The organism is Micromonospora sp. NPDC048986 (genome assembly GCF_040649335.1).
Lineage (GTDB): Bacteria > Actinomycetota > Actinomycetes > Mycobacteriales > Micromonosporaceae > Micromonospora > Micromonospora alfalfae.
The window spans coordinates 329994-350320 of record NZ_JBEZFJ010000005.1; the positions used below are offsets into that span (position 1 = coordinate 329994).

Consider the following 20327-nt stretch of genomic DNA (forward strand, 5'->3'; position numbering starts at 1 on the left):
CCAGCACCACCGACACGAGGACCACGCACATGCTGCTCGACCCCGGGATGGACCTGACTCTCCGCCCGATGCGCTACCCGCACTTCTTCGACAGGTTCCGCGACGCGATCCGCAACACCTGGACGGTCGAGGAGGTCGACCTGCACGCCGACCTCGCCGACCTGGACAAGCTGTCGCCGGCCGAACGGCACCTGGTCAGCCGCCTGGTGGCGTTCTTCGCCACCGGTGACACGATCGTCGCCAACAACCTGGTGCTCAACCTCTACCAGCACGTCAACAGCCCGGAGGGTCGCCTCTACCTGTCCCGCCAGCTGTTCGAGGAGGCCGTGCACGTCCAGTTCTATCTCAACCTGCTCGACACGTACGTGCCCGACGAGACCGAGCGCTTCGAGGCCTTCGCGGCCATCGAGAACATCCCCTCGATTCGTCGCAAGGCCGAGTTCTGCTTCCGGTGGATCGACTCCCTGAACGACCTGCGGGAGCTGCGCTCCCGCGAGGACCGGCGCACGTTCCTGCTCAACCTGATCTGCTTCGCCGCCTGCATCGAGGGACTGTTCTTCTACGGCGCGTTCGCGTACGTCTACTTCCTGCGTTCGCGCGGTCTGCTGCACGGCCTCGCCTCGGGCACCAACTGGGTCTTCCGCGACGAGTCCATGCACATGGCGTTCGCGTTCGACGTCGTCGACACCGTTCGCGCCGAGGAGCCGGACCTGTTCGACGACGACCTCGCCGACCAGGTTCGCCTGATGCTCACCGAGGCGGTCGAGTGTGAGGTGCAGTTCGCCGAGGACCTGTTGGGCCATGGTGTGCCCGGCCTGACGTTGGCCGACATGCGGGAGTACCTCCAGCACGTCGCCGACCGCCGGCTCGCCCAGCTCGGCATCGAGGCGCACTACGGGTCGAGCAACCCGTTCGGCTTCATGGAGTTGCAGGACGTGCAGGAGCTGTCCAACTTCTTCGAGCGGCGGGTGTCGGCGTACCAGGTCGGGGTGACCGGCACCGTCGCCTTCGACGACGACTTCTAGGCCGCAACCGATCCGGGGTCCTGGCGTCGCTTCGTGAGCCACCGCATCACGTGCAGGGGGTGCGACGCCGGGTCCGGGATCGGGTGGAAGACGTGTTCGACGGCCCCGTCGGCGACGATCAGGGTCAGCCGCTCGTAGAGCGTCATGTCGCCGGCGGTGCGGGTCGGCAGCCGCAGCGCGTCGGCCAGGGTCAGCCTCGGGTCGGGGATCAGCGGGTAGGGCAGTCGCAGCCGGTGGGCGAGTTCCCGCTGGTAACCGGTCGACTGCGCGGACAGGCCGTAGACCCGTGCGGCCCCGGCCGCGCGGAGTTCCGCGTGGTGGTCGCGGAACCAGGCGGCCTGCTCGGTGCTGCCGCGCGCGCCGTGGATCTCCAGCAGCCCGTTGGGCAGGTCGACGCCCGGTCGTCCGGTCAGCGGGTAGACGAAGATGACGCTGCGTCCGGCGCCGAGCGCGCCGAGATCGACCGGGCGGCCGTCGGTGCCGTAGAAGGACAGCGGTGGCAACCTGACGCCGACCAGCGCGGTGGGGTCGGCGCCCTCGGCGGGACTGCCGGGTACGACCTGGGTCGCGGCGGCGTCCAGGCGGGCGTCCAGCGCGTCGCGCTGGGCGGTCAACTTGCCGATCCGTTCCTGCAGGTTGCCGATGGTGCTGCGGTACGTGGCCACCGCCGCCGCGCACACGTCGGCGTCATCGGCGCCACCGGCGATCGACTCGACGAACGGGCGGGTCTCCTCGACGGTGAGGCCGAGCGCCATCAGCTCGCGGATCTGGGCCACCAGCCGCACCGCGATCGGGTCGTACTCGCGGTAACCGTTGCTCAGCCGCCGGGGCACGACCAGCCCGGCCGACTCGTAGTACCGCAGTGCCCGGACCGTGGTTCCGGTCCGTCGTGCCAACTCACCCACCCGCATCCCGCGACCCTAAACCCGCACCCCGGGGTACGGGTCAACGTGTCCATCGTCGCGGTGTCAGGGCCGCCGTTTCCTGCCAGTCTGGCTGCGAACAGGCAGCTTGAGCAGGGAGTGTGTGATGACGGCTATCAGTCGCGTGCGTGGTCGGCAGATCCTCGACAGCCGGGGCAACCCGACGGTGGAGGCAGACGTGGTCCTCGCCGACGGGTCGAGCGGGCGGGCGGCAGTGCCGTCCGGCGCGTCGACAGGAGCGAACGAGGCGGTCGAGCTGCGCGACGGGGACCTGACGCGTTTTCACGGCAAGGGGGTCGGCACTGCCGTCGCCGCGGTCAACGGCGAGATCGCCGACGCGGTGCTCGGGCTCGACGCGGAGGACCAGGCCCTGATCGACGAGACGATGATCGCTCTCGACGGTTCGAAGGACAAGGGTCGACTGGGCGCCAACGCGATCCTGGCGGTGTCTCTGGCGACCGCGAAGGCGGCGGCGTTGGCCCACCGGCAGCCGCTCTACCGCTATGTCGGTGGTGTCGGCGCCCGCCTGCTGCCGGTGCCGATGATGAACATCATCAACGGCGGCGCGCACGCCGACAATCCGCTCGACTTCCAGGAGTTCATGATCGCCCCGGTCGGAGCGCAGACCTTCGCCGAGGCGGTCCGGATGGGTTCGGAGGTCTTCCACACCCTCAAGGCGTCCCTGGCCGCCGCCGGGCACAACACCAACGTCGGCGACGAGGGTGGCTTCGCGCCACACTTCAAGGGCGCTGACGAGGCGCTGCGGTTCGTGTCGCGGGCCATCGAGGAGAGCGGCTACCAGCCCGGCGCCGACGTGCTGATCTGCCTCGACCCCGCCAGTTCGGAGTTCTTCCGCGACGGCGTCTACGACTACGTCGGCGAGGGCCGTCAGCGGACCGTCGACGAGCACATCGACTACCTGCTCGACCTTGTCTCCCGGTACCCGATCAGCTCGATCGAGGACCCGATGGCCGAGGATGACATCGCCGGCTGGAAGCGGCTGACGGCGGCGGCGGGGGAGCGCGTGCAACTGGTCGGCGACGACGTCTTCTGCACCGATGTCGACCGGCTGCGCGACGGGATCGACGGTGGTTACGCCAACGCGATCCTGGTCAAGGTCAACCAGATCGGCACGCTCACCGAGACCCTGGAGACGGTGGACGCCGCCCACAGGGCCAGGTACCGGGTGGTGATGTCGCACCGGTCCGGGGAGACCGAGGACACCACCATCGCCGACCTGGCCGTGGGCGTGGGCTGCGGGCAGATCAAGACCGGCTCGCTGTCGCGCTCCGACCGTACGGCCAAGTACAACCAGCTCATCCGCATCGAGGAGGAACTCGGCGGCCGCGCTGTCTACGCCGGAGGTCGCTGACGGCTGTGCTCCGGTCGATTGGCGGGGTTCAGTTCGGTGAGGAGCTTCTCCACCCGGTCCCGGATCTCGTCGCGGATCGGGCGGACGGCGTCGACGCCCTGGCCGGCCGGGTCGTCGAGCTTCCAGTCCTCGTAGCGTTTGCCGGGGAAGACCGGGCAGGTGTCGCCGCAGCCCATGGTCACGATGACGTCGGAGGACTGCGCTGTCGCGTACTCCAGAAGTTTGGGGGTCTGGTCGGTGATGTCGATGCCGACCTCGCGCATGGCCTGCACGGCGGCGGGGTTGATCGTCTCGGCCGGCGCGGAGCCGGCCGAGCGGACCTCGACGGTGTCGCCGGCGAGGTGGCGCAGCCAGCCGGCGGCCATCTGGGAGCGGCCGGCGTTGTGGACGCAGACGAACAGGACGCTGGGTCTGTCGCTCATCTCGGGGTTGCCTTCCGGTTACGCGGTCGCGGACTGCGGGGGAGTGAAGAAGCGGCGGCGCGCCCACAGGGAGACGTAGACGAGCCCGACCAGGACGGGCACCTCGATCAACGGGCCGACGACCCCGGCGAGGGCTTGGCCGGAGGTGACGCCGAAGGTGCCGATCGCGACGGCGATGGCGAGTTCGAAGTTGTTGCCGGCGGCGGTGAACGCGAGGGTGGTGGTGCGTTGGTAGCCGAGACCGATGACCCGGCCGAGGGCGTAGGAGCCGGCCCACATGAGCGCGAAGTACACCAGCAGGGGCAGGGCGATGCGGACGACGTCCAGGGGCCGGCTGGTGATGGCGTCGCCTTGCAGGGCGAACAGGATCACGATCGTGAACAGCAGCCCGAAGAGGGCGGCCGGGCCGATCCTGGGCAGGAAGCGGGCCTCGTACCAGGCGCGCCCCTTGGCGCGCTCGCCGAGGCGGCGGGTGAGGTAGCCGGCGAGCAGCGGGATGCCGAGGAAGACGAGCACGTTGGCGGCGATGTCCCAGGCCGAGATCGTCACCTCGGTGCCGGGAAGCCCCAGCCACTGGGGGAGCACGGAGAGGTAGAACCAGCCGAGTACACCGAAGGCGACGACCTGGAAGACGGAGTTGAGGGCGACCAGGACGGCGGCGGCCTCCCGATCACCGCAGGCGAGGTCGTTCCAGATGATGACCATGGCGATGCACCGGGCCAGGCCGACGATGACCAGGCCGGTGCGGTACGCGGGCTGGTCGGCCAGGAAGATCCAGGCCAGGGCGAACATCACGGCGGGGCCGACCAGCCAGTTGAGGACCAGCGAGGAGATCAGCAGCCGGCGGTCGCCGGTGACGGTGTCGAGTCGGTCGTAGCGGACCTTCGCCAGGACCGGATACATCATGATCAGCAGGCCGATCGCGATCGGTAGCGAGATCCCGCCGATCTGCACCGCGTCCAGAGCGTTGTTCAACCCGGGTATCAGCCGACCGAGGAGCAGGCCGGCGGCCACCGCCAGCCCGATCCACACGGGCAGGAACTGGTCGAGTCGGGAGAGTCGGCCGACGACGGCGCTCTCGGCCGGCTCGCTGTGCAGGGTCGTTGTCATGTCGTCGGCGCCGCGGTGAGCAGTGCGGCGAGCTGGCGCAGGACGCCCGGCCGGGCGCGGTAGTAGACCCAGGTGCCCCGGCGTTCGGCGTCGACCAGCCCTGCCTCGCGCAGCGTCCTGAGGTGGTGCGAGATGGTCGGACCGGTCAGGTCGAACGCGGGGGTCAGGTCGCAGACGCAGATCTCCCCGGTCTCGGCGGAGGCGATCATCGACAGCAGTTGCAGCCGCACCGGGTCGCCGAGGGCCTTGAACGCGGGCGCGAGCAGCGCGGCGGCCTCGGCCGGTACGCGTCGCTCGGCCAGCGGGGCGCAGCACGACACGTCAGCGGCCGGACCTGCTTGATTCGACATCGCTCTAGGTTGACACTTCTCTAATCAGTGTGCAACTGTCTGATTCGATGGACGTCGAGACAGTCCTGTGATCTCCTCCGGAAGGGAAATCCGCTGATGGTCGACATCGCCGTGCAGCCGATGACCGACGCCCATGCCGACCGGGTCCTGGCGATCTACCAGGCCGGTCTGGACGCCGGCAATGCCAGCTTCGAGATCACCGCCCCGACCTGGGCGGTGTTCGACGCCGCGCGCCTGGCTGCGCACCGCTTCGTGGCCGTCGACAGCGACGGGGTGGTGCTCGGCTGGATCGCCGTCGCACCGACCTCGACCCGCGCGGTCTACGCCGGAGTGGTCGAACACTCCGTCTACGTCGACCCGGCGGCCCAGGGGCGGGGCATCGCCCGACTGCTGCTGAGCGCGCTGATCGCCTCCACCGAAGCCGCCGGCATCTGGACCATCCAGTCCGGAGTCTTCCCGGAGAACACCGCCAGCCTCACAGTCCACCAGCGGGCCGGCTTCCGGGTCATCGGCGTACGCGAGCGGGTCGGTCGCCATCACGACCGCTGGCGCGACGTCGTCCTGCTGGAACGCCGCAGCCCCACCATCGCCTGACCAGCCGTGGCCTCGACCCGGGCCACCACACCGAGGAGCCACTGATGACCGCTCTGGACGACCTTCGCACCATCGTCATCGGCGCCGGTCCGACCGGTCTCGCCGCCGCCGCGCACCTGCACGAACGCGGACTGCCCTTCACCGTCCTCGAAGCCGGCGACACCCCGGGCGCCGCGGTACGCCAGTGGGGGCACGTGCGGGTCTTCTCGCCGTGGCGTTACAACATCGACCAGGCCGCCCGTCGGCTCCTCGACGAGGCCGGTTGGGTGGCCCCCGACCCGGGGACACTGCCCACCGGCGCGGAGCTGGTCGACGACTACCTCCGACCCCTCGCGCAGCTGCCGCAACTGAAGCCACACGTGCGGTACGGGGCACGGGTCGAGGCGATCAGCCGGCTCGGCCTCGACCGGCTGCGTACCGCCGGGCGCGACACCGCACCGTTCCTGCTCCGCCTCGCCGACGGCGACGAGCTTGTCGCCCGCGCCGTCATCGACGCCTCCGGCACCTGGAGCACGCCGAACGTCCTCGGCGGGTCTGGTCTGCGCGCGCGAGGGGAGGCGGAGGCGGCGGCGTACCTGGAGCACGCGCTGCCGGACGTCCTCGGCGCCGACCGAGGGCGGTTCGTCGGCCGGCACACACTGGTGGTCGGCGCCGGTCACTCGGCCGCGAACACCCTGCTGTCCCTGGCCGAGCTGGCCGCCGTCGAGGCCGGCACCGAGGTGACCTGGGCCATCCGGGCCGCCGCGCCGACGCGTACCTACGGTGGTGGCGACGCCGACGCCCTCCCGGCCCGGGGCGCGCTCGGCGCACGGCTGCGTGCGCACGTCGACGCCGGACGGATCCGGCTGCTCACCGGCTTCTCCGTGCGGGCGCTCACCCCGACGGACGGCCGGGTGAGTGTGGCAGTGCGGCACGGCGACGGCAGCGCCGAGTCGATCACCGTCGACCGTGTTGTCGCGGCCACCGGCTTCCGCCCCGACCACAGCATCGCCGCCGAGCTGCGGCTGGACCTCGACCCGGTGCTGGGCGCGACCCGTGCCCTGGCCCCGCTGATCGACCCCAACGAGCACTCCTGCGGCACGGTGCCGCCGCACGGCGTGGACGTGCTCGCCCACCCGGAGCACTGCTACTTCGCCGTCGGCATGAAGTCCTACGGCCGGGCGCCGACGTTCCTCATGGCCACCGGCTACGAGCAGGTCCGCTCCGTGGTCGCCGCGCTCGCCGGTGACTGGGCGGCCGCCCGCGACGTCCAGCTCGACCTGCCCGAAACCGGCGTGTGCAGCAGTGATTCCGCCGTCTCGGCGGGCGACGACTGCTGTGGGTCGCAACCGGCGGGGCGTGGACTGTCCACAGGCGTCTCCGGTGGGCTGCGGTCCGCGCCGATCAGCCTCGTCGCCCTCGACGCCGCGCCAGCAGGAGGTTGTTGCGCCAGCTGATCACCGGTACGACGGTGTCCACCGCACTCGCGGTCGGCGGGCGCCGTCACCGTCGGTTGGCGCAGGCCACGCAGGTACGCGCGGACGGGCGGGCGACGAGCCGCTCGGCGGGAATCGGACGGGAGCACCGTTCGCACACGCCGTAGCTGCCGTCGTCGACCCGTCGCAGCGCGACGTCCAACTCGGCCAGGCGTCGGCGGGTGGCGTCCAGGACGGCGGTGAGCTGCGCGCGTTCGAAGGCGATGGTGCTGCCCTCGGGGTCGTGTTCGTCATCGGCGTTGGACGACCGGGACGCCTCGAAAAGACTCCGCAGGTCGCCGTCCAGGGCGGTGGCTTGCGCCTCGGTCTGCTCGCGAAGCCGCAGCAACTCCTCGCGGACCGCGCTGAAATCGCTGTTCATGACCGTCCCACAGTACCTGGGGGATGACAGCGGTCACATCCCTGGCATTCCGAGACGACTGGTCATATTGTGGTGCTGTCAGTCAGCCGGAACCCCGGGCGAGAGGAGGGCCACGAGATGCCACGACCGAAGTCGGCGGCCTCCGTCGGAACCCGGCAACGGTTGTCCGACGCGGCGTTGGACCTGTTCCACCTGCGCGGCTACAACGGCACGAGCGTCCAGGACATCGTCGCCGCCGCCGGGGCGCCCAAGGGCACCTTCTACAACCACTTCGCCAGCAAGGAAGACCTCGCCCTCGACTCGGTGGCGAGATACTCAGCGGCGATGGGGCTGGAAATGCTCGACGAGAAGCGGGGCGGCACGCCGCTGGAGCGGATCACCGTTCACCTGAGATACATCACCGGCCTCGGCGACACCATGGGTGATCGCGGATGCCTGCTCGGCAACTTCGCCACCGAGATCCCGGCACACAGCGATGTTCTGCGCAACGCGGTCGACGCCGGCTTCGGCCGCTGGGTCGCCGCGCTCGCCACGGCGATCGAGCAGGCGCGGACCGCCGGTGAACTGCACGGCGACGAACCCGCCGCCGATCTCGCCGGCTTCGTCGTCTCCAGCTACGAGGGCGCGGCAGCGCGGGCGAAGGCATCCGGTGACCCGGCCGCTCTCCAGGAGTTCTTCACGATCACCACGGCCCGGATCCTCACCTGATCCGGATCCGAGCCCAGCGGTGACAGCCCGCGTCGTCCCATCCGCGCGGCGCGTACCCAATCCAAGACGACCGGTCGTACGCCTTCGACCGGGAAGCAGCACCCCGCACCTGAGGAGTGAGACATGAGCACCTACCTGATCAACCACCTGCGTATCCCGGGCGGAGTGCCGACCGAGGATTCCCTGCGTTACCTGGAGCAGGTGCAGGCCACCACCGAGGCGTACGGCGCCAAGTGGCTCGTCCTGGACGCCGAGGTGCAGGTCCTCGAGGGCAGTTGGCCCGGTTCGGTCGTGTTGATCGAGTTTCCGGACGCGGAAACCGCCAGGACCTGGTACAACTCGCCCGAGTACCAGGCCATCCTGTCGCTGCGCGTCGATCACACCATCAACGACCTGGTCCTGGTGGACTCGGTCGGCCCGGACTTCACTGTGGCGGGCTACGCGCGTCAGATCCGGACCCTGCTCGGCCAGTGACCAGCGCTCGCTGACCTGCGTACCGCGCTCCCCGCGCACGCCGTGCCGTGCGCGGGGATCGGCCACATGAAGTTGCGGGTGCGCAGGGCGGAGAGCGCCGCCGCCTCGTCGGCCCGGAAACCCAGCCGGACGAGGCGGCGCTGACGGCCCTGATCCATCGCGAGCCAACAGATCCGGCGGGTCAGGCCGTCAGCCCCTCCAGGTCGAGCAGTGGACGCACCTGCGCGGACCGTGCGCCTCGACGACGGCGGTCGCCGCGTAGTGCATGAGCACCACCATCGCTGTCGGCGGCCAGCCGCTCGATCACCTCGGCGACCGTCCGCATGCCGTGGCCGGCGCCGCCGACCTCGGTCGAGGAGGCCAGGCCGAGCAGTCCGGCTGCGGCGAGAGCGTCGACACCCGGCCGGGGAAAGGCTCCGTCCCGGTCGACGATCGGCGCCTGCGGGCGGATCACGTCGTCGATCACCGTGCCGAGCGTGTCAGTGGGATCGGTGGCGGTCTGGGCATTGTCGACACTGGTCGTCATGCTCGGTTGCCCCTTCAGGCCGGCCGATGGGACCGCCGTCGACACCATCCGAGCCCGTACACGCAGCGCGAGCGTCGGATCACCGTCTGGCGCGGGCGTTGTCCCGATGGGGTCGGCCGTGCCCGTCGTCCCGGTCGATGCGCAGCTCGCGCTCCAACTCGGCGATGACCGCCCGCAGGTCGTCAAGCCGTTGGGTGAGCGCGATCCGGTCCACCTCGTCCGGTACGCCGTCGCCGTCCTCGTCGTATCCGGGAGCCAGTCGCTCGGTCATCTCCAACCGGCGGGCCTCCTCCATGGAGTTCACGATGACCGCGATGAGGATGTTGAGCAGCAGGTTGACGGTGATGACCACGTAGCTGACGTAATAGAGCAGCGTCCATGGTGAGATCGCCAGGCCCTGCTCGATGAGGTCCGGCAGCGTCTCCAGCGACAACAGCACGAACAACGTCAGCAGCGACCGGCCGATGTCGCCGTACTCCTCCGGATACCTGTTGCCGAAGATCAGCCAGCCGGCCATGCCGTACACGTAGAGCGTCACCACGGCCAGGGCGAGGAACCCGGTCACGCCCGGCAGGCTGCGCCACAGCGCGGAGACGATGGTGCGCAGACCCGGCGAGAACCGCACCAGGCGGACCATGCGGGCGACCCGGACGACCCGCAGCAGCGCCGGATCGCCGTGCAGACCCGGGATGAAGATCGCCGCGATCACCACGAAGTCGAAGACGTTCCAGCCGTGCCGGAAGAAGTCCTGTGGGCGTCTGCCGTAGGCGGCCAGCCGGACGGCTATCTCGACGACGAAGACGGCCCGGAAGAGCAGTTCCAGCCCGTGCAGCGCGGTGCCCGCCGGGCTCAGATCGTCGTACGTCTCCAGGCCGAGAACGATGCCGTTGGCAAGGATGACCACGACGATGGCGATCTCGAAGGGCCGTGACCGGGCGAGTTGGTCGCATCGGTTGGCCCAACCCGAGCGGTTGCCCGGTGTGGACGGCCCACCCCGCGGGGCGGGCACTGCCGCGTCGCTCACCAGTCGACCGGCTCGATCGTGTGACGGCGCGGGTGGTGTGCGGGCATGCCTACCAGCCTAGCCAAGATCAATGACGGTGCGCGATCGCGCGACCGCTCAGGTGTGCGGCCTCCGCTGCGTCGTCACGGGCGCCGCGAAGAAGTCGGCGAGCGGTTCGACGATCCTCGGGTGTGCCCGGTTGATGGCGTCGTGGCCACTGCGCGGGATCGTCAGTGTCCGGGCGCGCGGCAACGCACGGGCCAGCGCCGCGTTCTGTTGCACGTAGTAGGGCGGGCCGTCGGCTCCGCAGGCCAGCAGCACCTCGGCGCTCACTTCGGCCCACCGGGTGGCCGGGCCGTCGTGCGCCAGGATCAGCGCCGCCTCGTCCAACGTCGTCGGCAGCAGTTCGCCCATCGTCCGGCCGATGGGCGTACGCAGGAACGCGCGGATGATCGCCACCCGGACGGCGAGGGGGAGTCTCGCCGCCGCCATCTGCGAGTTGATTCCCGCAGTTGTGATGGCGAGGCTTCGGGCGGTGTCGCCGGCTTGTAGTGCCGCCCGGGCGGGCGCGAGCCACGCCGACGGGAAGCTGCCGTCGATCGAGACCGCGGCGTCGTAGAGGGCGATCCGATCGATCGGCAGTCGGGGCGCGGCTTCGAGCGCCAGGAAACCGCCGCCACTGTGGCCGATGACGTTGCCGGACCCGGTGCGCTCCAGCACCGCGCCGAGGTCGTCGACCTCCTGCTCGACGGTGTAGGGAATCGACCTCGGTGGTGCGTCGGCCCGTCCCCGTCGGTTGTAGAGGTGCACCGTGAAACGGTCGGCGAGCGCCGCGGCCAGCCGCCGGTAGATGTCGATCGTCACGCCGCCACCGTGCACCACGACGATCCCCGGCCCCGCCCCCGTCGAGTGCAGCACGATCGTCGCGCCGTCCCGTGCCGTGACCTGCTCCATGTCCGGTCCCCTTCCCACGCCGACAACAACTGCAAACGCCGTTCGCAGTTTACAGTAGATCAGTGAGTGATGCACCCGCGAGTACCGGTGACGCCAGCCCGGACCGGCAACCGATCTGGAGCAGACCCGAACGCGGCAGCCGCGGCCCCGCGCCGGCGCACAGTCGGGACGCCATCGTCGCGGCCGCCATCGCCCTGGCCGACGCCGAAGGACTGGCGGCGGTGTCGATGCGCGCCGTGGCCGCCGCGCTCGGCACCGGCGCCGGATCCCTCTACCGCTACCTGACGTCCCGAGACGACCTGCTGGACCTGATGGCCGACCGGGCGGTGGGGGAGCTGCGTCCGTACCCGCAGGTGGAGGACGACTGGTTGGAGACGATGGTGCTGCTGGGGCGACGGCAGTTGGCGCTGTTCGGCACCCACCCGTGGTTGCTCGACGTGATCCACCGGCCCTCCGGCATCGGCCCGGAGGGCCTGGCCTGGTTCGACAACTGCATCCGGGTGCTGGAACCCGTGCGTTGCCCGGTCGCCGCCAAGTTCGAGGCCATCGCGATGATGACAGGCGTGGTGAGCCTCTTCGCCCGCCGTGAATCCGCCGCTGGAGCGTTCCGCTTCGCCGGGGTGGATCCCGCGGCATACCCGTACCTGGTCGCGGCGTTCAGTCAGCCCTCCGGACCTGCCCCCCGCGCGGACCTCGTCGAGCGGACCCTGCGCAGTCTGCTCACTGGCTTGCTGATCGACAAGGACGCCGCTGACCAACTGGCCGAGCTCAGCGAAGAGCAGGACGAGGCGGAGTAGTCGGCCGCGACGCGGAAGCGCCGGTACCCGGTGTCACGTCGCCGTGCTGAGGTATCTGCGGTAGCCGAGGGCAGACTGCGTGAACCCGATGGACGCGTAGAACCGGTGGGCGTCGGTCCGCGCCGCGTTCGACACCAGTTGGACCTTGTAGCAGCCGGCTGCCGTCGCCTCGTCGAACGCTGCCAGCATGAGGGACCGGGCAACGCCACGGCGGCGCCAGTCGGGCGCGACCACCACGTTCTCCACCACCATGTACGGTCGCGCGCCGTGGGTGAGGTTGGGGGCGACCAGGGTGTCAAGGGTGCCTACGAAGGTGTCCCCGGCGACGGCCAGCAGGAGCCGGCGGCCGGCTTGGGCGTGCAGGTCACGCCAGGCGGCGGCGAGCCGGGCGGGGTCCGGCCGCGCGTCGTCGGGAGCGAGCTGCCACAGCACGTCGAAGACCAGTTCGGGGTCATCCTGCGCCACGGCGGCCCGGACGACGAAGTCGCCGCCGCTCACCGGGTCGCCGCCGGACTGTCCAGGTCGGACGGCACGGCGTGCCGACATGGCGGCCCGACGGGCCCGGGGAGCTGCTCATCGACGTGCCTCACCATGTCGTCGAGGATACGTGGGCGGTTTCACCGGGTTGACGGGCGACGGTGAACGGAGGCCCCGCCGCCCGCTTCGGTGATGGATCCGGTGTTCAGGCCCGCGCGGCCCGGATGGCGTCGCGCAGTGGGGTGCTCGGCCGGCCGAGCAGCCGGCTGAGGTCGTCGCTGTCGGTTGCCAGCTCGCCGTTGGCGATCGACTGGTCGAGCGCGGCGACGAAACCGGCCGTGCCCGCGTCCAGGCCGACGTTCTCCAGGGCCGAGGCCAGCTCGGCGGCGGACATGTCCTGGTGGACGACCCTGGTGCCGGTCACCTCTGTGACGGCCTCGGCCAGCTCGTCGAAGGTGAACGCGGTGCCGCCCAGTTCGTGGACGGCGTTGCCGTCCTCGTCGCGGGTCAGCGCGGCCACGGCCGCCCCCGCGTAGTCGGCCCGGGTCGCGGTGGAGATCTTGCTGCCGCCGGTGGCGCCGAGGATCGTGCCGGATTCCAGGTACTGCGGGAGTTGGTCGGTGTAGTTCTCGGTGTACCAGCCGTTGCGCAGCACTGTGTAGGTCAGACCGGACGCGGCGAGGACCTCCTCGGTGGCCTTGTGCTCCGGGGCGAGCGGGTTCGCTGTGGTGTCGGCCTTCAGGATGCTGGTGTAGACGAGACGCTCCACTCCGGCGAGCTTGGCGGCGTCGATGACCGCGGTGTGCTGCGCGACGCGCTGGCCGGGGGCGTCGCCGGAGATGAGCAGCAGGCGGCGTACGCCGGCCACGGCGCCGGGCAGCGTCGACGGGTCGTCGTAGTTGGCCTTGCGGATCTCGACCCCGCGCGCGGCCAGGTCGGCGGCCTTCTCCGGGCTGCGGACGATGGCGGCGATCTCGGCGGCGGGCACGCCGCTGTCGAGCAATTGCTCGATCACCAGGCGGCCCAACCGGCCGGTGGCGCCGGTGACGGCATAGGTGGGCATGGGAACCTCCGGAGGGTGAGGACAATTTGGTAAGCACTTACGAATCTACAGCACTAACCGATAGGAGGCATGAGATAGGCTGGTGAGGTGAGCGACATGCCGGCCCAGGACCCGGCGGGGCCTACCCAGGATTTCGTCAGCGATGTCTTCGCCAGGGGTTGCACCTCCCGGGCGGCCTTCGAGGACGTCACCTCGAAGTGGGCCTCGCTGGCCCTGTTGGCGCTCGGCGAGGGCAGCTACCGGTTCAACGCGCTGCGTCGCCGCATCGACGGGGTCAGCGAGCGGATGCTCTCCCAGACCCTGCAGACCCTCGAACGCGACGGGATGCTCACCCGCGAGGTGCTCACGGCGATCCCACCGCGCGTCGAGTACTCGCTGACCCCGCTCGGTGCCCGGGTCGCCGAGCAACTGCGTGGCCTCGCCGATCTGCTGGAGGCCTCGGTGCCCGAGTTGCAGACCGCCCGCGACAGCCGCGAACGCGACCGCGGCTAGGGCGATCCCGCGCCGGCCTCGCGTCGCGCCACGACCGTCCTCGGGCTCTGGCGGATGCGCTGGGTCGCCACGACGCATGCCAGCACCACCAGCGCCGCCGCGATCGAGGCCGGGGAGACCACCTCGCCGAGCAGCAGCGCCGACCACAGCAGGGTCAGCACCGGTTGGGCGAGTTGAACCTGGCCCACCTGCGCTATACCGCCCCGGGCCAGGCCCGCGTACCAGGCGAAGAAGCCCAGGAACATCGAGACCCCGGTGAGATAGCCGAACGCCGACCAGGCGAGAGCGTCGGCCCGCATCGGGCTGGTGGCGGCGGCAACTGCCGTGACGGGAACGGTGATGGGCAGCGAGAGCAGCAACGCCCAGCAGATCGTCCGAGCGCCGCCCAATTCGCGGGCGAGGGCGCCGCCCTCGGCGTAGCCGAGGCCGCAGAGCACCACCGCCGCGAGCAGGAACAGGTCGGGCACTGTGAGGGCTCCGCGTACCGCGCCGCTGACACCGAGAAAAGCGAGGACCGCCAGCAGTCCGCTCGCGCTCACGATCCAGAACAGCGGCGGTGGGCGTTCGCCGGCCCGCAGCACCGCGAACACGGCCGTCATCGCGGGAAGCGCGGCGATGACGACAGCGCTGTGCGCGGAGGTCTGGGTGAGAAGCGCCATTGAGGTGAACAACGGAAAGCCGACGATGACGCCGAGGGCGACGATCGGCAGCCGTTGCCACTGACCGCGGGTGGGCCGCGGTGCGCCGGTGAGACGCAGGTACGCCAACGCCAGCAGCCCCGCGCCGACAGCCCGGCCGAAGGCGACGAACCACGGGTCGAGCTGCTGCACGACGATGCGGGTGGCCGGAAGCGACAGGCTGAAGCCGAGTACGCCCAGGGCGCCGAGGCCGAGCCCGAGGATCCGATCCGCTGTTACCGTGTTTCGGGCAGTAGCGCTACTCTTGTTTCTCATGGAAAACGGTAACGCAGCCCAGCGCGTTATCCAAGATCTGCGGGGTCTCGCGGTCGCCGCCGGGCCCGGTGCCCGGCTGCCCTCGGTACGCGAGTTGACCGCCCGACATCAGGCGTCGCCGGTCACCGTCGCCGAGGCGATCCGTCAGTTGGCGGCCGAAGGGCTGATCGAGGCGCGACCCGGCCGAGGCACCTTCGTGGCCACTTCACCGGACGAGCCGGGGGTGCCCGACCTGTCCTGGCAGACCGTCGCGCTCGGGCCCCGCCGGTTCGGTCAGGACGAGATGCGGTCGCTGTTGGCGCTGACGCCCGCCGGAACGATCCCGCTGTCCGGCGGCTACCTCCACGCTGACCTCCAGCCTGCCGCTGCGCTCGGCGCCGCCCTCACCCGGGCCGCCCGCCAGCCCGCGAGCTGGCAGCGTGGGCCGGTCGAGGGTCGCACGGACCTGCGCGCCTGGTTCGCCCGCGAGGCCGGTGCGGGGCTGCACGCCGAGGACATGCTGATCTGCCCCGGTGGGCAGGCCGCTCTGTCGTCCGCGCTGCGGGCGCTCACCGCGCCCGGCGACGCCCTGCTCGTCGAGTCGCCGACCTACCTGGGTGCGTTGGCCGCAGCCCGCGCGGCCGGGCTGCGGGTGGTGCCCGTGCCAGCCGACGCCGACGGGGTACGGCCCGACCAGCTCGCCGCCGCGTTCGCCCGCACCGACGCCCGGCTCTTCTACTGCCAGCCTCTGTACGCCAACCCGCATGGCGCCACACTGGCGGAGCACCGCCGGGCGCAGGTCGCCGAGGCGGTACGCGACGCGGGGGCGTTCCTGATCGAGGACGACTACGCCCGTGACCTCACCATCGACGATCCGGTCCCGCCACCACTGGCCAGCGACGATCCCGACGGCCACGTCATCTACCTGCGCTCGCTGACCAAGTCGACAGCCCCCGGGCTGCGCGTCGCCGCCATCGGAGCCCGGGGCCCGGCCGGGGCGCGACTGCGCGCCGCCCGGCTGCTCGACGACTTCTTCGTCGCCGGTCCACTGCAACAGGCGGCGATCGACTTCCTCACCTCTCCGGCGTGGTCGCGGCATCGCCGGGCACTGCGCGCCGCCCTGCGGACACGCCGGGACGCGTTGCTGACCGCGCTACGCCGGCATCTGCCAGGCCTCGCCCCGCAGTCGATCCCACGTGGCGGCATGCACCTCTGGGTGCCCCTCGCCGCCGGCACCGACGACGTGGCGCTGGCCGCTGCGGCGGCGGCCGAGGGCGTCGCCGTCTTCCCGGGTCGGCCCTGGCACGCGGCCGAACCGCCGGCCCCGCACCTCCGCCTCACCTACGCGGCAGCCGCACCCGAACTCATGGACGAGGCCGTTCGGCGTCTCGCCTGCGTCCTCAGTTGAACGCCGGGCGCCTGGTTGGTTGGCGTCCTGGCCGGGAGTCTCAGGTGTTCAGCGTCTCGCGCGGCGGCACACCGAAGCTGGCGTGGTATCGCGCGGTGAACCTGCTGTGGCTGGCGAATCCCCACCGACTGGCGATCGCCGAGACCGTCTCCTGACGTGGGTCGGCGTGCAGCAGGTCATGGTGTGCCCGGACGAGCCGGATCCGCCGCAGGTATGCCATCGGGGTGGTGCCGAGGTGACGGCGGAAGGCGAGTTGCACCGCCCGGAGGGAGACGCCGGCCGCGCCGGCGATGTCGGCCGCGCTGATGTCCCGTTCGGCGTGCTCCTCCAGAAACGTGATCGCCCGTCGCAGCGTGGCGGTGGTGGCGTCGTTCCGATCCGCGGCGGTCGGTTCGGTGAACGCGGTGTTGGGGAAGACCGCGAGAGCCGCCGCGGCCAGCATCCGGGCGGCGTTGCCGATCACCAGCGACTGTGCCCCGGCGGCCGGGCTGTTCAACACGACGTCGCGGACGAAGCTGGTGGTGTTGCGCCACTGCCGGGCGAGGGCTGCGCTGGCGGCACCCAGCTCGGTGAACTCGATCCGGCCGGGCCGGCGGGCCGGTGCGGTGGTGGCCACCTGCGCCAGCACCGACAGGTCCACGACGCAGAGCTCCACCTCACCGGGATGCCAGTGGACGGTGCATGGCTCCTCCGGCCTGGTGACGAGGAAGACGTCGCCGGGGCCGAACCGGTGGGCCGATCCGGCGCAGGAGCGATCGACGTGTGCGGTGCGGGTGTGACCGATGACCAGCCCGCCGAGGGTGCTGGCACCGATCTCGAGGTGCCCGGTCTGGCGGGTGGTCGCGATGGCAAAGGGGCCGGTGTCGGCGCGGTGGTGGGTGAGCCGGTATCCGTTCCTGCTCTGAATGCGCAGTTTCGGGTCGTACGTGGCGGACAGGAATTCCTGGATGGCCGCCGGGTCGCGGCTGTCGAACTGGTGGGTCTGCACTGGCGATGACGTCATCCGCTGTCTCCGTCCGGTGGAGGTGCCGCCGGGTGCTGGAACGGGTGCCGACGGCAGGTTCGGGACGTGCCGGGGTGCTCGGCGGTGACCCGGCACATCGTCGGCCGGCGGTGCGGTGGGATGGGACGTCGCGAGCGGGACGGCAGCGACCGGTTGAGGGTGTCGGATCTGGTCTGACCATTCACTGACGCTGGAGTGCAATATCCGTAGATGGGAATGTCACCATACGACAATGACCGACGTGGCGTCCTCCGAATCACTGTGATGTGTCGGCAGGTCGACTTCGTTTTCTGGCTAGCGCGCCGAATGGTTCTACGTCTGCTGTCCTAGCCGCCCTCGCGTCCGACAGCGAAATCTTGTTCATGATTCGTCGGAGGATGACCGGGTCACTGCCGGGAGCCGATCCACGGAGGGGGAAGCGTTGGACAGTACCGATCCTGACCGCGTCGTTCGGCTGGCCGTCGCCGAGGCGCTGGCCCGGGTGGCGGACGAGGACAGCCTGGGTCTGGGCGAGGGGGACGCGCTGGAAAGGCTCGGGCGGGGGCTGCGTGAGGTGCTGCGCCGTGCCCTCGACGACCGGGTGCCACTGACCACGCCGGAGTTCGTCGACCTCTGCCGCGACCTGGGTCTGCACCGTGACGCCTTCGACCTGCTGGGGCACTACCTGATGACCGCGTTGCTGACCCAGCACGTCGGACCGGACGCCCTGATCCGCGTCGGGGTGCTCTTCGGCACCGTCGGGCGTTACCTGCCCGGTGCCCGCCCGGTGGCCCACCGCAACGAGGGGCCCGCGGCGCGGCGACGCGACGTGCGCTCGGACAACAGTGTCGTCGGCCGGTACCGCCGGACCAAGCTGCCGGAGCACCTCCCCAACCCGCCGAGCTGGACCTGCACCGGATGCGGCCGCGAGTGGCCCTGCGCCACCAAGCAGAGTCAACTGCTCGCCGAGTTCGGTGGAGCGCGCGCCTCCCTGGCGGTCTATCTCGGCTCCTGCCTCGTCGCCGCCGCCCAGGACCTGCCCACGATGCCGTTGCCCCGGGTCCGGCTCCGATTCCTGGGCTGGCTGCCCCGCGCCCGGATCTGACCGGGTGGCGGTGCGGCCTCAGTCCTGATCGGCACTGCGCACGGTCGCGGTGTGACCCGCCGCCGTCCCGGCCCGGCACTCCGACAGGTCGGGGCAGGGTGTTCATCGTGCGCACCCGCTGCGTACGGCGGGTGTTCACCGCCCTCTCCGAAGCTCCTTGATCGAAAGAGCATTCGCTTGATCGAGGAGAGGCTCTCACGTGAGAGACAAGCATCCCGAAGAGACCGAGCACGCGCAGCTGTCCCGGCGCAAGCTGGTCAAGTACGCGGGCGTCGGCGCGACGCTGGCCGCGGCCAGCCCACTCGTCGGCGCCGGCGCGGCGTGGGCCGGCGAGGACCGCCGGCCGGGTGACGACGACAAGACCGACCGGGGTAACTCCAGGAACCGGGCGTGGCGTGCGGGCGACCACCACATCCACTCCGAGTACAGCGGTGAGTTCGACACCACGAAGTCCCCGATCGTCTTCCACAAGGGCGCGGATGCGGTCTACCCGATCGTCACCAACGCCATCATGGCCAAGAACTTCGGCCTGACCTGGGCGATGTGCACCGACCACGGTGGACCGACCCACTCGAAGGTGAACATCGAGCAGGCGTACCCCGACCTGCTGCGCTCGCGCAAACTGGTCCCCGAGGTGCTCCAGTTCTGGGGCATGGAGTTCGACGCGCCGTCGCTGGACCACCACACGCTGATGATCCCGCGGCACGAGGACGAGGCGAAGCAGCTCTTCGAGCTGGAGAGCCGGTTCGCCAAGTACGACGCGTTCCCCACCGACCCGGCCCGCGACACCGAGGCCAAGATGGTGGAGTTCCTCAAGGTCGCCCGGGGCATGCCGCACAAGCCGTTGGTGATCGCCCACCACGCGTCCCGTTCGGCGCCCGGTCTCGGCGTCTACGGTCAGGACACCCCGCGCGAGTTCCGCAACGGCAACAACGCCGCGCCGGACGTCTACATCGGCTTCGAGGGCGCGCCCGGTCACCAGGCCGGCCCGCTCAACGGTGGCAAGCGGGGCGGCTACGGCAACCATCCCACCTACGGCGGCTTCGACCAGATGACCGCCCGGGTCGGCGGCCTGTGGGACTCACTGCTCGGCGAGGGCCGGCGCTGGTGGATCACCGCGACCTCGGACTCGCACGTGCACTGGACCCGCGGCGGCTCCGACTTCTGGCCGGGCGAGTACAGCAAGACCTACGTGCACGCCCGCCAGGACTACGGCGACATCATGGACGGCCTGCGCAACGGCCGGATCTGGGTCACCACCGGTGACCTGATCCGCAGCCTCGACGTCACCGCCACGTCGCAGGGCAGGACCGCCGAGGTGGGCGAGACGATCACGGTGAGCCGTCGGAACCGTACGGATGTCGACATCGAGATCACGTTCCGCCCGCTGGGTGGGGTGAACGCGAACGGCGACCGGCCCGAGGTCCGCCGGGTCGACCTGATCGTCGGTCAGATCACCGGCCCGAGCGCCAGCCTGGACGCCGACACCAACCCCACCACGAAGGTGGCGGCGCGGTTCGGCCCGCGGGACTGGCGTCGGCAGGGCGACAGCTACGTCATCCGGCACACACTGCGCAATGTCGAGGCGGACACCTACGCGCGGGTGCGCGGCACCAGCACCGACGAGGCCGAGCCGCTCGCCGACGGGCTGGAGAGCCCGTGGGACGACCTGTGGTTCTACTCGAACCCGGTGTTCGTGCACGTGCGCTGACCCGGCGCGGTAGCGACATCGCGGGCCTGTCCGGCACCGCTCGACCGACGACGTCGGGCCGTG

General features: G+C 70.7%; 24 protein-coding genes. 11 read left to right on the plus strand and 13 right to left on the minus strand.

From position 1 onward, the window contains the following. Window positions 1-29: 29 nt before the first annotated feature. Complete coding sequence (locus AB0B94_RS13725; RefSeq protein WP_357276774.1) at window positions 30-1025, plus strand: ribonucleotide-diphosphate reductase subunit beta; 996 nt, start codon at window positions 30-32, stop codon at window positions 1023-1025. Here the strand turns inward: AB0B94_RS13725 and AB0B94_RS13730 are convergent. After that, window positions 1022-1936 (minus strand): MerR family transcriptional regulator, encoded by a 915-nt coding sequence (locus AB0B94_RS13730; RefSeq protein WP_357276411.1) that lies wholly within the window; start codon window positions 1934-1936, stop codon window positions 1022-1024. The two genes, AB0B94_RS13725 and AB0B94_RS13730, sit on opposite strands and share 4 nt — an antisense overlap. A gap of 118 nt (window positions 1937-2054) precedes the next feature. On the opposite strand from AB0B94_RS13730, the gene eno reads away from it, so the two are divergent. Then, entirely contained in the window at window positions 2055-3320 is a 1266-nt protein-coding gene (gene eno / locus AB0B94_RS13735; RefSeq protein WP_357276416.1) for a phosphopyruvate hydratase, read from the plus strand. On the opposite strand, the gene AB0B94_RS13740 is transcribed toward eno, so the two are convergent. The 3 genes from AB0B94_RS13740 to AB0B94_RS13750 are packed head-to-tail and all read right to left on the minus strand — an operon-like array spanning window position 3302 to window position 5202. Next, complete coding sequence (locus AB0B94_RS13740) at window positions 3302-3742, minus strand: arsenate reductase ArsC (protein WP_357276420.1); 441 nt, start codon at window positions 3740-3742, stop codon at window positions 3302-3304. The two genes, eno and AB0B94_RS13740, sit on opposite strands and share 19 nt — an antisense overlap. 18 nt (window positions 3743-3760) lie before the next feature. Next, window positions 3761-4852, minus strand: a complete 1092-nt coding sequence (arsB, locus tag AB0B94_RS13745) for an ACR3 family arsenite efflux transporter (RefSeq protein ID WP_357276424.1) — start codon at window positions 4850-4852, stop codon at window positions 3761-3763. Next, window positions 4849-5202, minus strand: a complete 354-nt coding sequence (locus AB0B94_RS13750; protein WP_357276429.1) for a metalloregulator ArsR/SmtB family transcription factor — start codon at window positions 5200-5202, stop codon at window positions 4849-4851. Before AB0B94_RS13750 ends, arsB begins: the two co-directional genes overlap by 4 nt. Before the next feature lie 96 nt (window positions 5203-5298). Here AB0B94_RS13750 and AB0B94_RS13755 point away from each other — a divergent pair, with 96 nt between their 5' ends. Further along, window positions 5299-5796, plus strand: a complete 498-nt coding sequence (locus tag AB0B94_RS13755; protein WP_357276434.1) for an N-acetyltransferase family protein — start codon at window positions 5299-5301, stop codon at window positions 5794-5796. Window positions 5797-5840: 44 nt separating this feature from the next. Continuing rightward, window positions 5841-7232: an FAD-dependent oxidoreductase gene (locus AB0B94_RS13760; protein ID WP_357276438.1), complete on the plus strand. Its 1392-nt coding sequence runs from the start codon at window positions 5841-5843 to the stop codon at window positions 7230-7232. 46 nt (window positions 7233-7278) lie between these two features. Here AB0B94_RS13760 and AB0B94_RS13765 read toward each other — a convergent pair whose 3' ends face one another. Beyond that, the gene (locus tag AB0B94_RS13765) at window positions 7279-7632 is read right to left on the minus strand and encodes a TraR/DksA C4-type zinc finger protein (RefSeq protein WP_357276441.1); all 354 of its coding nucleotides are present in this window, start codon (window positions 7630-7632) and stop codon (window positions 7279-7281) included. A 117-nt stretch (window positions 7633-7749) separates the two neighbouring features. Here AB0B94_RS13765 and AB0B94_RS13770 point away from each other — a divergent pair, with 117 nt between their 5' ends. Both AB0B94_RS13770 and AB0B94_RS13775 read left to right on the plus strand, forming a co-directional pair. Next, window positions 7750-8340 carry a TetR/AcrR family transcriptional regulator gene (locus AB0B94_RS13770; RefSeq protein ID WP_357276448.1) on the plus strand — a complete coding sequence of 197 codons (591 nt, stop codon included), beginning with the start codon at window positions 7750-7752 and terminating at the stop codon, window positions 8338-8340. A gap of 123 nt (window positions 8341-8463) precedes the next feature. Further along, on the plus strand, window positions 8464-8814 hold the full coding sequence (locus tag AB0B94_RS13775; protein WP_238668420.1) for a DUF1330 domain-containing protein: 351 nt from the start codon (window positions 8464-8466) through the stop codon (window positions 8812-8814). Here AB0B94_RS13775 and AB0B94_RS13780 read toward each other — a convergent pair. The 4 genes from AB0B94_RS13780 to AB0B94_RS13795 form a co-directional block, all read right to left on the minus strand. Then, window positions 8787-8972 (minus strand): hypothetical protein, encoded by a 186-nt coding sequence (locus AB0B94_RS13780; RefSeq protein ID WP_357276454.1) that lies wholly within the window; start codon window positions 8970-8972, stop codon window positions 8787-8789. The genes AB0B94_RS13775 and AB0B94_RS13780 overlap by 28 nt on opposite strands. A gap of 23 nt (window positions 8973-8995) precedes the next feature. Beyond that, a complete protein-coding gene (locus AB0B94_RS13785) occupies window positions 8996-9340 on the minus strand; it encodes an acyl-CoA dehydrogenase family protein (RefSeq protein ID WP_357276460.1) in 345 nt (114 codons plus the stop codon). Window positions 9341-9419: 79 nt separating this feature from the next. Further along, complete coding sequence (locus tag AB0B94_RS13790) at window positions 9420-10364, minus strand: ion transporter (RefSeq protein WP_357276467.1); 945 nt, start codon at window positions 10362-10364, stop codon at window positions 9420-9422. A gap of 96 nt (window positions 10365-10460) precedes the next feature. Beyond that, window positions 10461-11297, minus strand: coding sequence for an alpha/beta fold hydrolase (locus tag AB0B94_RS13795; protein ID WP_357276477.1), 837 nt, complete (start codon window positions 11295-11297; stop codon window positions 10461-10463). Between the two features lie 62 nt (window positions 11298-11359). On the opposite strand from AB0B94_RS13795, the gene AB0B94_RS13800 reads away from it, so the two are divergent. After that, a complete protein-coding gene (locus tag AB0B94_RS13800; protein ID WP_357276482.1) occupies window positions 11360-12094 on the plus strand; it encodes a helix-turn-helix domain-containing protein in 735 nt (244 codons plus the stop codon). A 33-nt stretch (window positions 12095-12127) separates the two neighbouring features. On the opposite strand, the gene AB0B94_RS13805 is transcribed toward AB0B94_RS13800, so the two are convergent. Then, entirely contained in the window at window positions 12128-12640 is a 513-nt protein-coding gene (locus AB0B94_RS13805; RefSeq protein WP_357276488.1) for a GNAT family N-acetyltransferase, read from the minus strand. Window positions 12641-12776: 136 nt separating this feature from the next. After that, window positions 12777-13634: an SDR family oxidoreductase gene (locus tag AB0B94_RS13810; RefSeq protein ID WP_357276493.1), complete on the minus strand. Its 858-nt coding sequence runs from the start codon at window positions 13632-13634 to the stop codon at window positions 12777-12779. A gap of 96 nt (window positions 13635-13730) precedes the next feature. Here AB0B94_RS13810 and AB0B94_RS13815 point away from each other — a divergent pair, with 96 nt between their 5' ends. After that, window positions 13731-14126 (plus strand): helix-turn-helix domain-containing protein, encoded by a 396-nt coding sequence (locus AB0B94_RS13815; RefSeq protein WP_357276779.1) that lies wholly within the window; start codon window positions 13731-13733, stop codon window positions 14124-14126. Here AB0B94_RS13815 and AB0B94_RS13820 read toward each other — a convergent pair. Further along, window positions 14123-15079, minus strand: coding sequence for a DMT family transporter (locus AB0B94_RS13820; protein ID WP_357276499.1), 957 nt, complete (start codon window positions 15077-15079; stop codon window positions 14123-14125). The genes AB0B94_RS13815 and AB0B94_RS13820 overlap by 4 nt on opposite strands. On the opposite strand from AB0B94_RS13820, the gene AB0B94_RS13825 reads away from it, so the two are divergent. Next, on the plus strand, window positions 15078-16466 hold the full coding sequence (locus AB0B94_RS13825; protein ID WP_357276506.1) for a PLP-dependent aminotransferase family protein: 1389 nt from the start codon (window positions 15078-15080) through the stop codon (window positions 16464-16466). The two genes, AB0B94_RS13820 and AB0B94_RS13825, sit on opposite strands and share 2 nt — an antisense overlap. Window positions 16467-16506: 40 nt before the next feature. Here the strand turns inward: AB0B94_RS13825 and AB0B94_RS13830 are convergent, their stop codons facing one another. Continuing rightward, on the minus strand, window positions 16507-17469 hold the full coding sequence (locus AB0B94_RS13830) for a helix-turn-helix transcriptional regulator (protein ID WP_357276514.1): 963 nt from the start codon (window positions 17467-17469) through the stop codon (window positions 16507-16509). Between the two features lie 421 nt (window positions 17470-17890). Here AB0B94_RS13830 and AB0B94_RS13835 point away from each other — a divergent pair, with 421 nt between their 5' ends. Together AB0B94_RS13835 and AB0B94_RS13840 are read left to right on the plus strand one after the other, a co-directional pair. Then, complete coding sequence (locus tag AB0B94_RS13835) at window positions 17891-18553, plus strand: hypothetical protein (protein ID WP_357276518.1); 663 nt, start codon at window positions 17891-17893, stop codon at window positions 18551-18553. Between the two features lie 199 nt (window positions 18554-18752). Further along, window positions 18753-20264, plus strand: a complete 1512-nt coding sequence (locus tag AB0B94_RS13840; protein ID WP_357276522.1) for a phosphoesterase — start codon at window positions 18753-18755, stop codon at window positions 20262-20264. Window positions 20265-20327 lie beyond the last annotated feature (63 nt).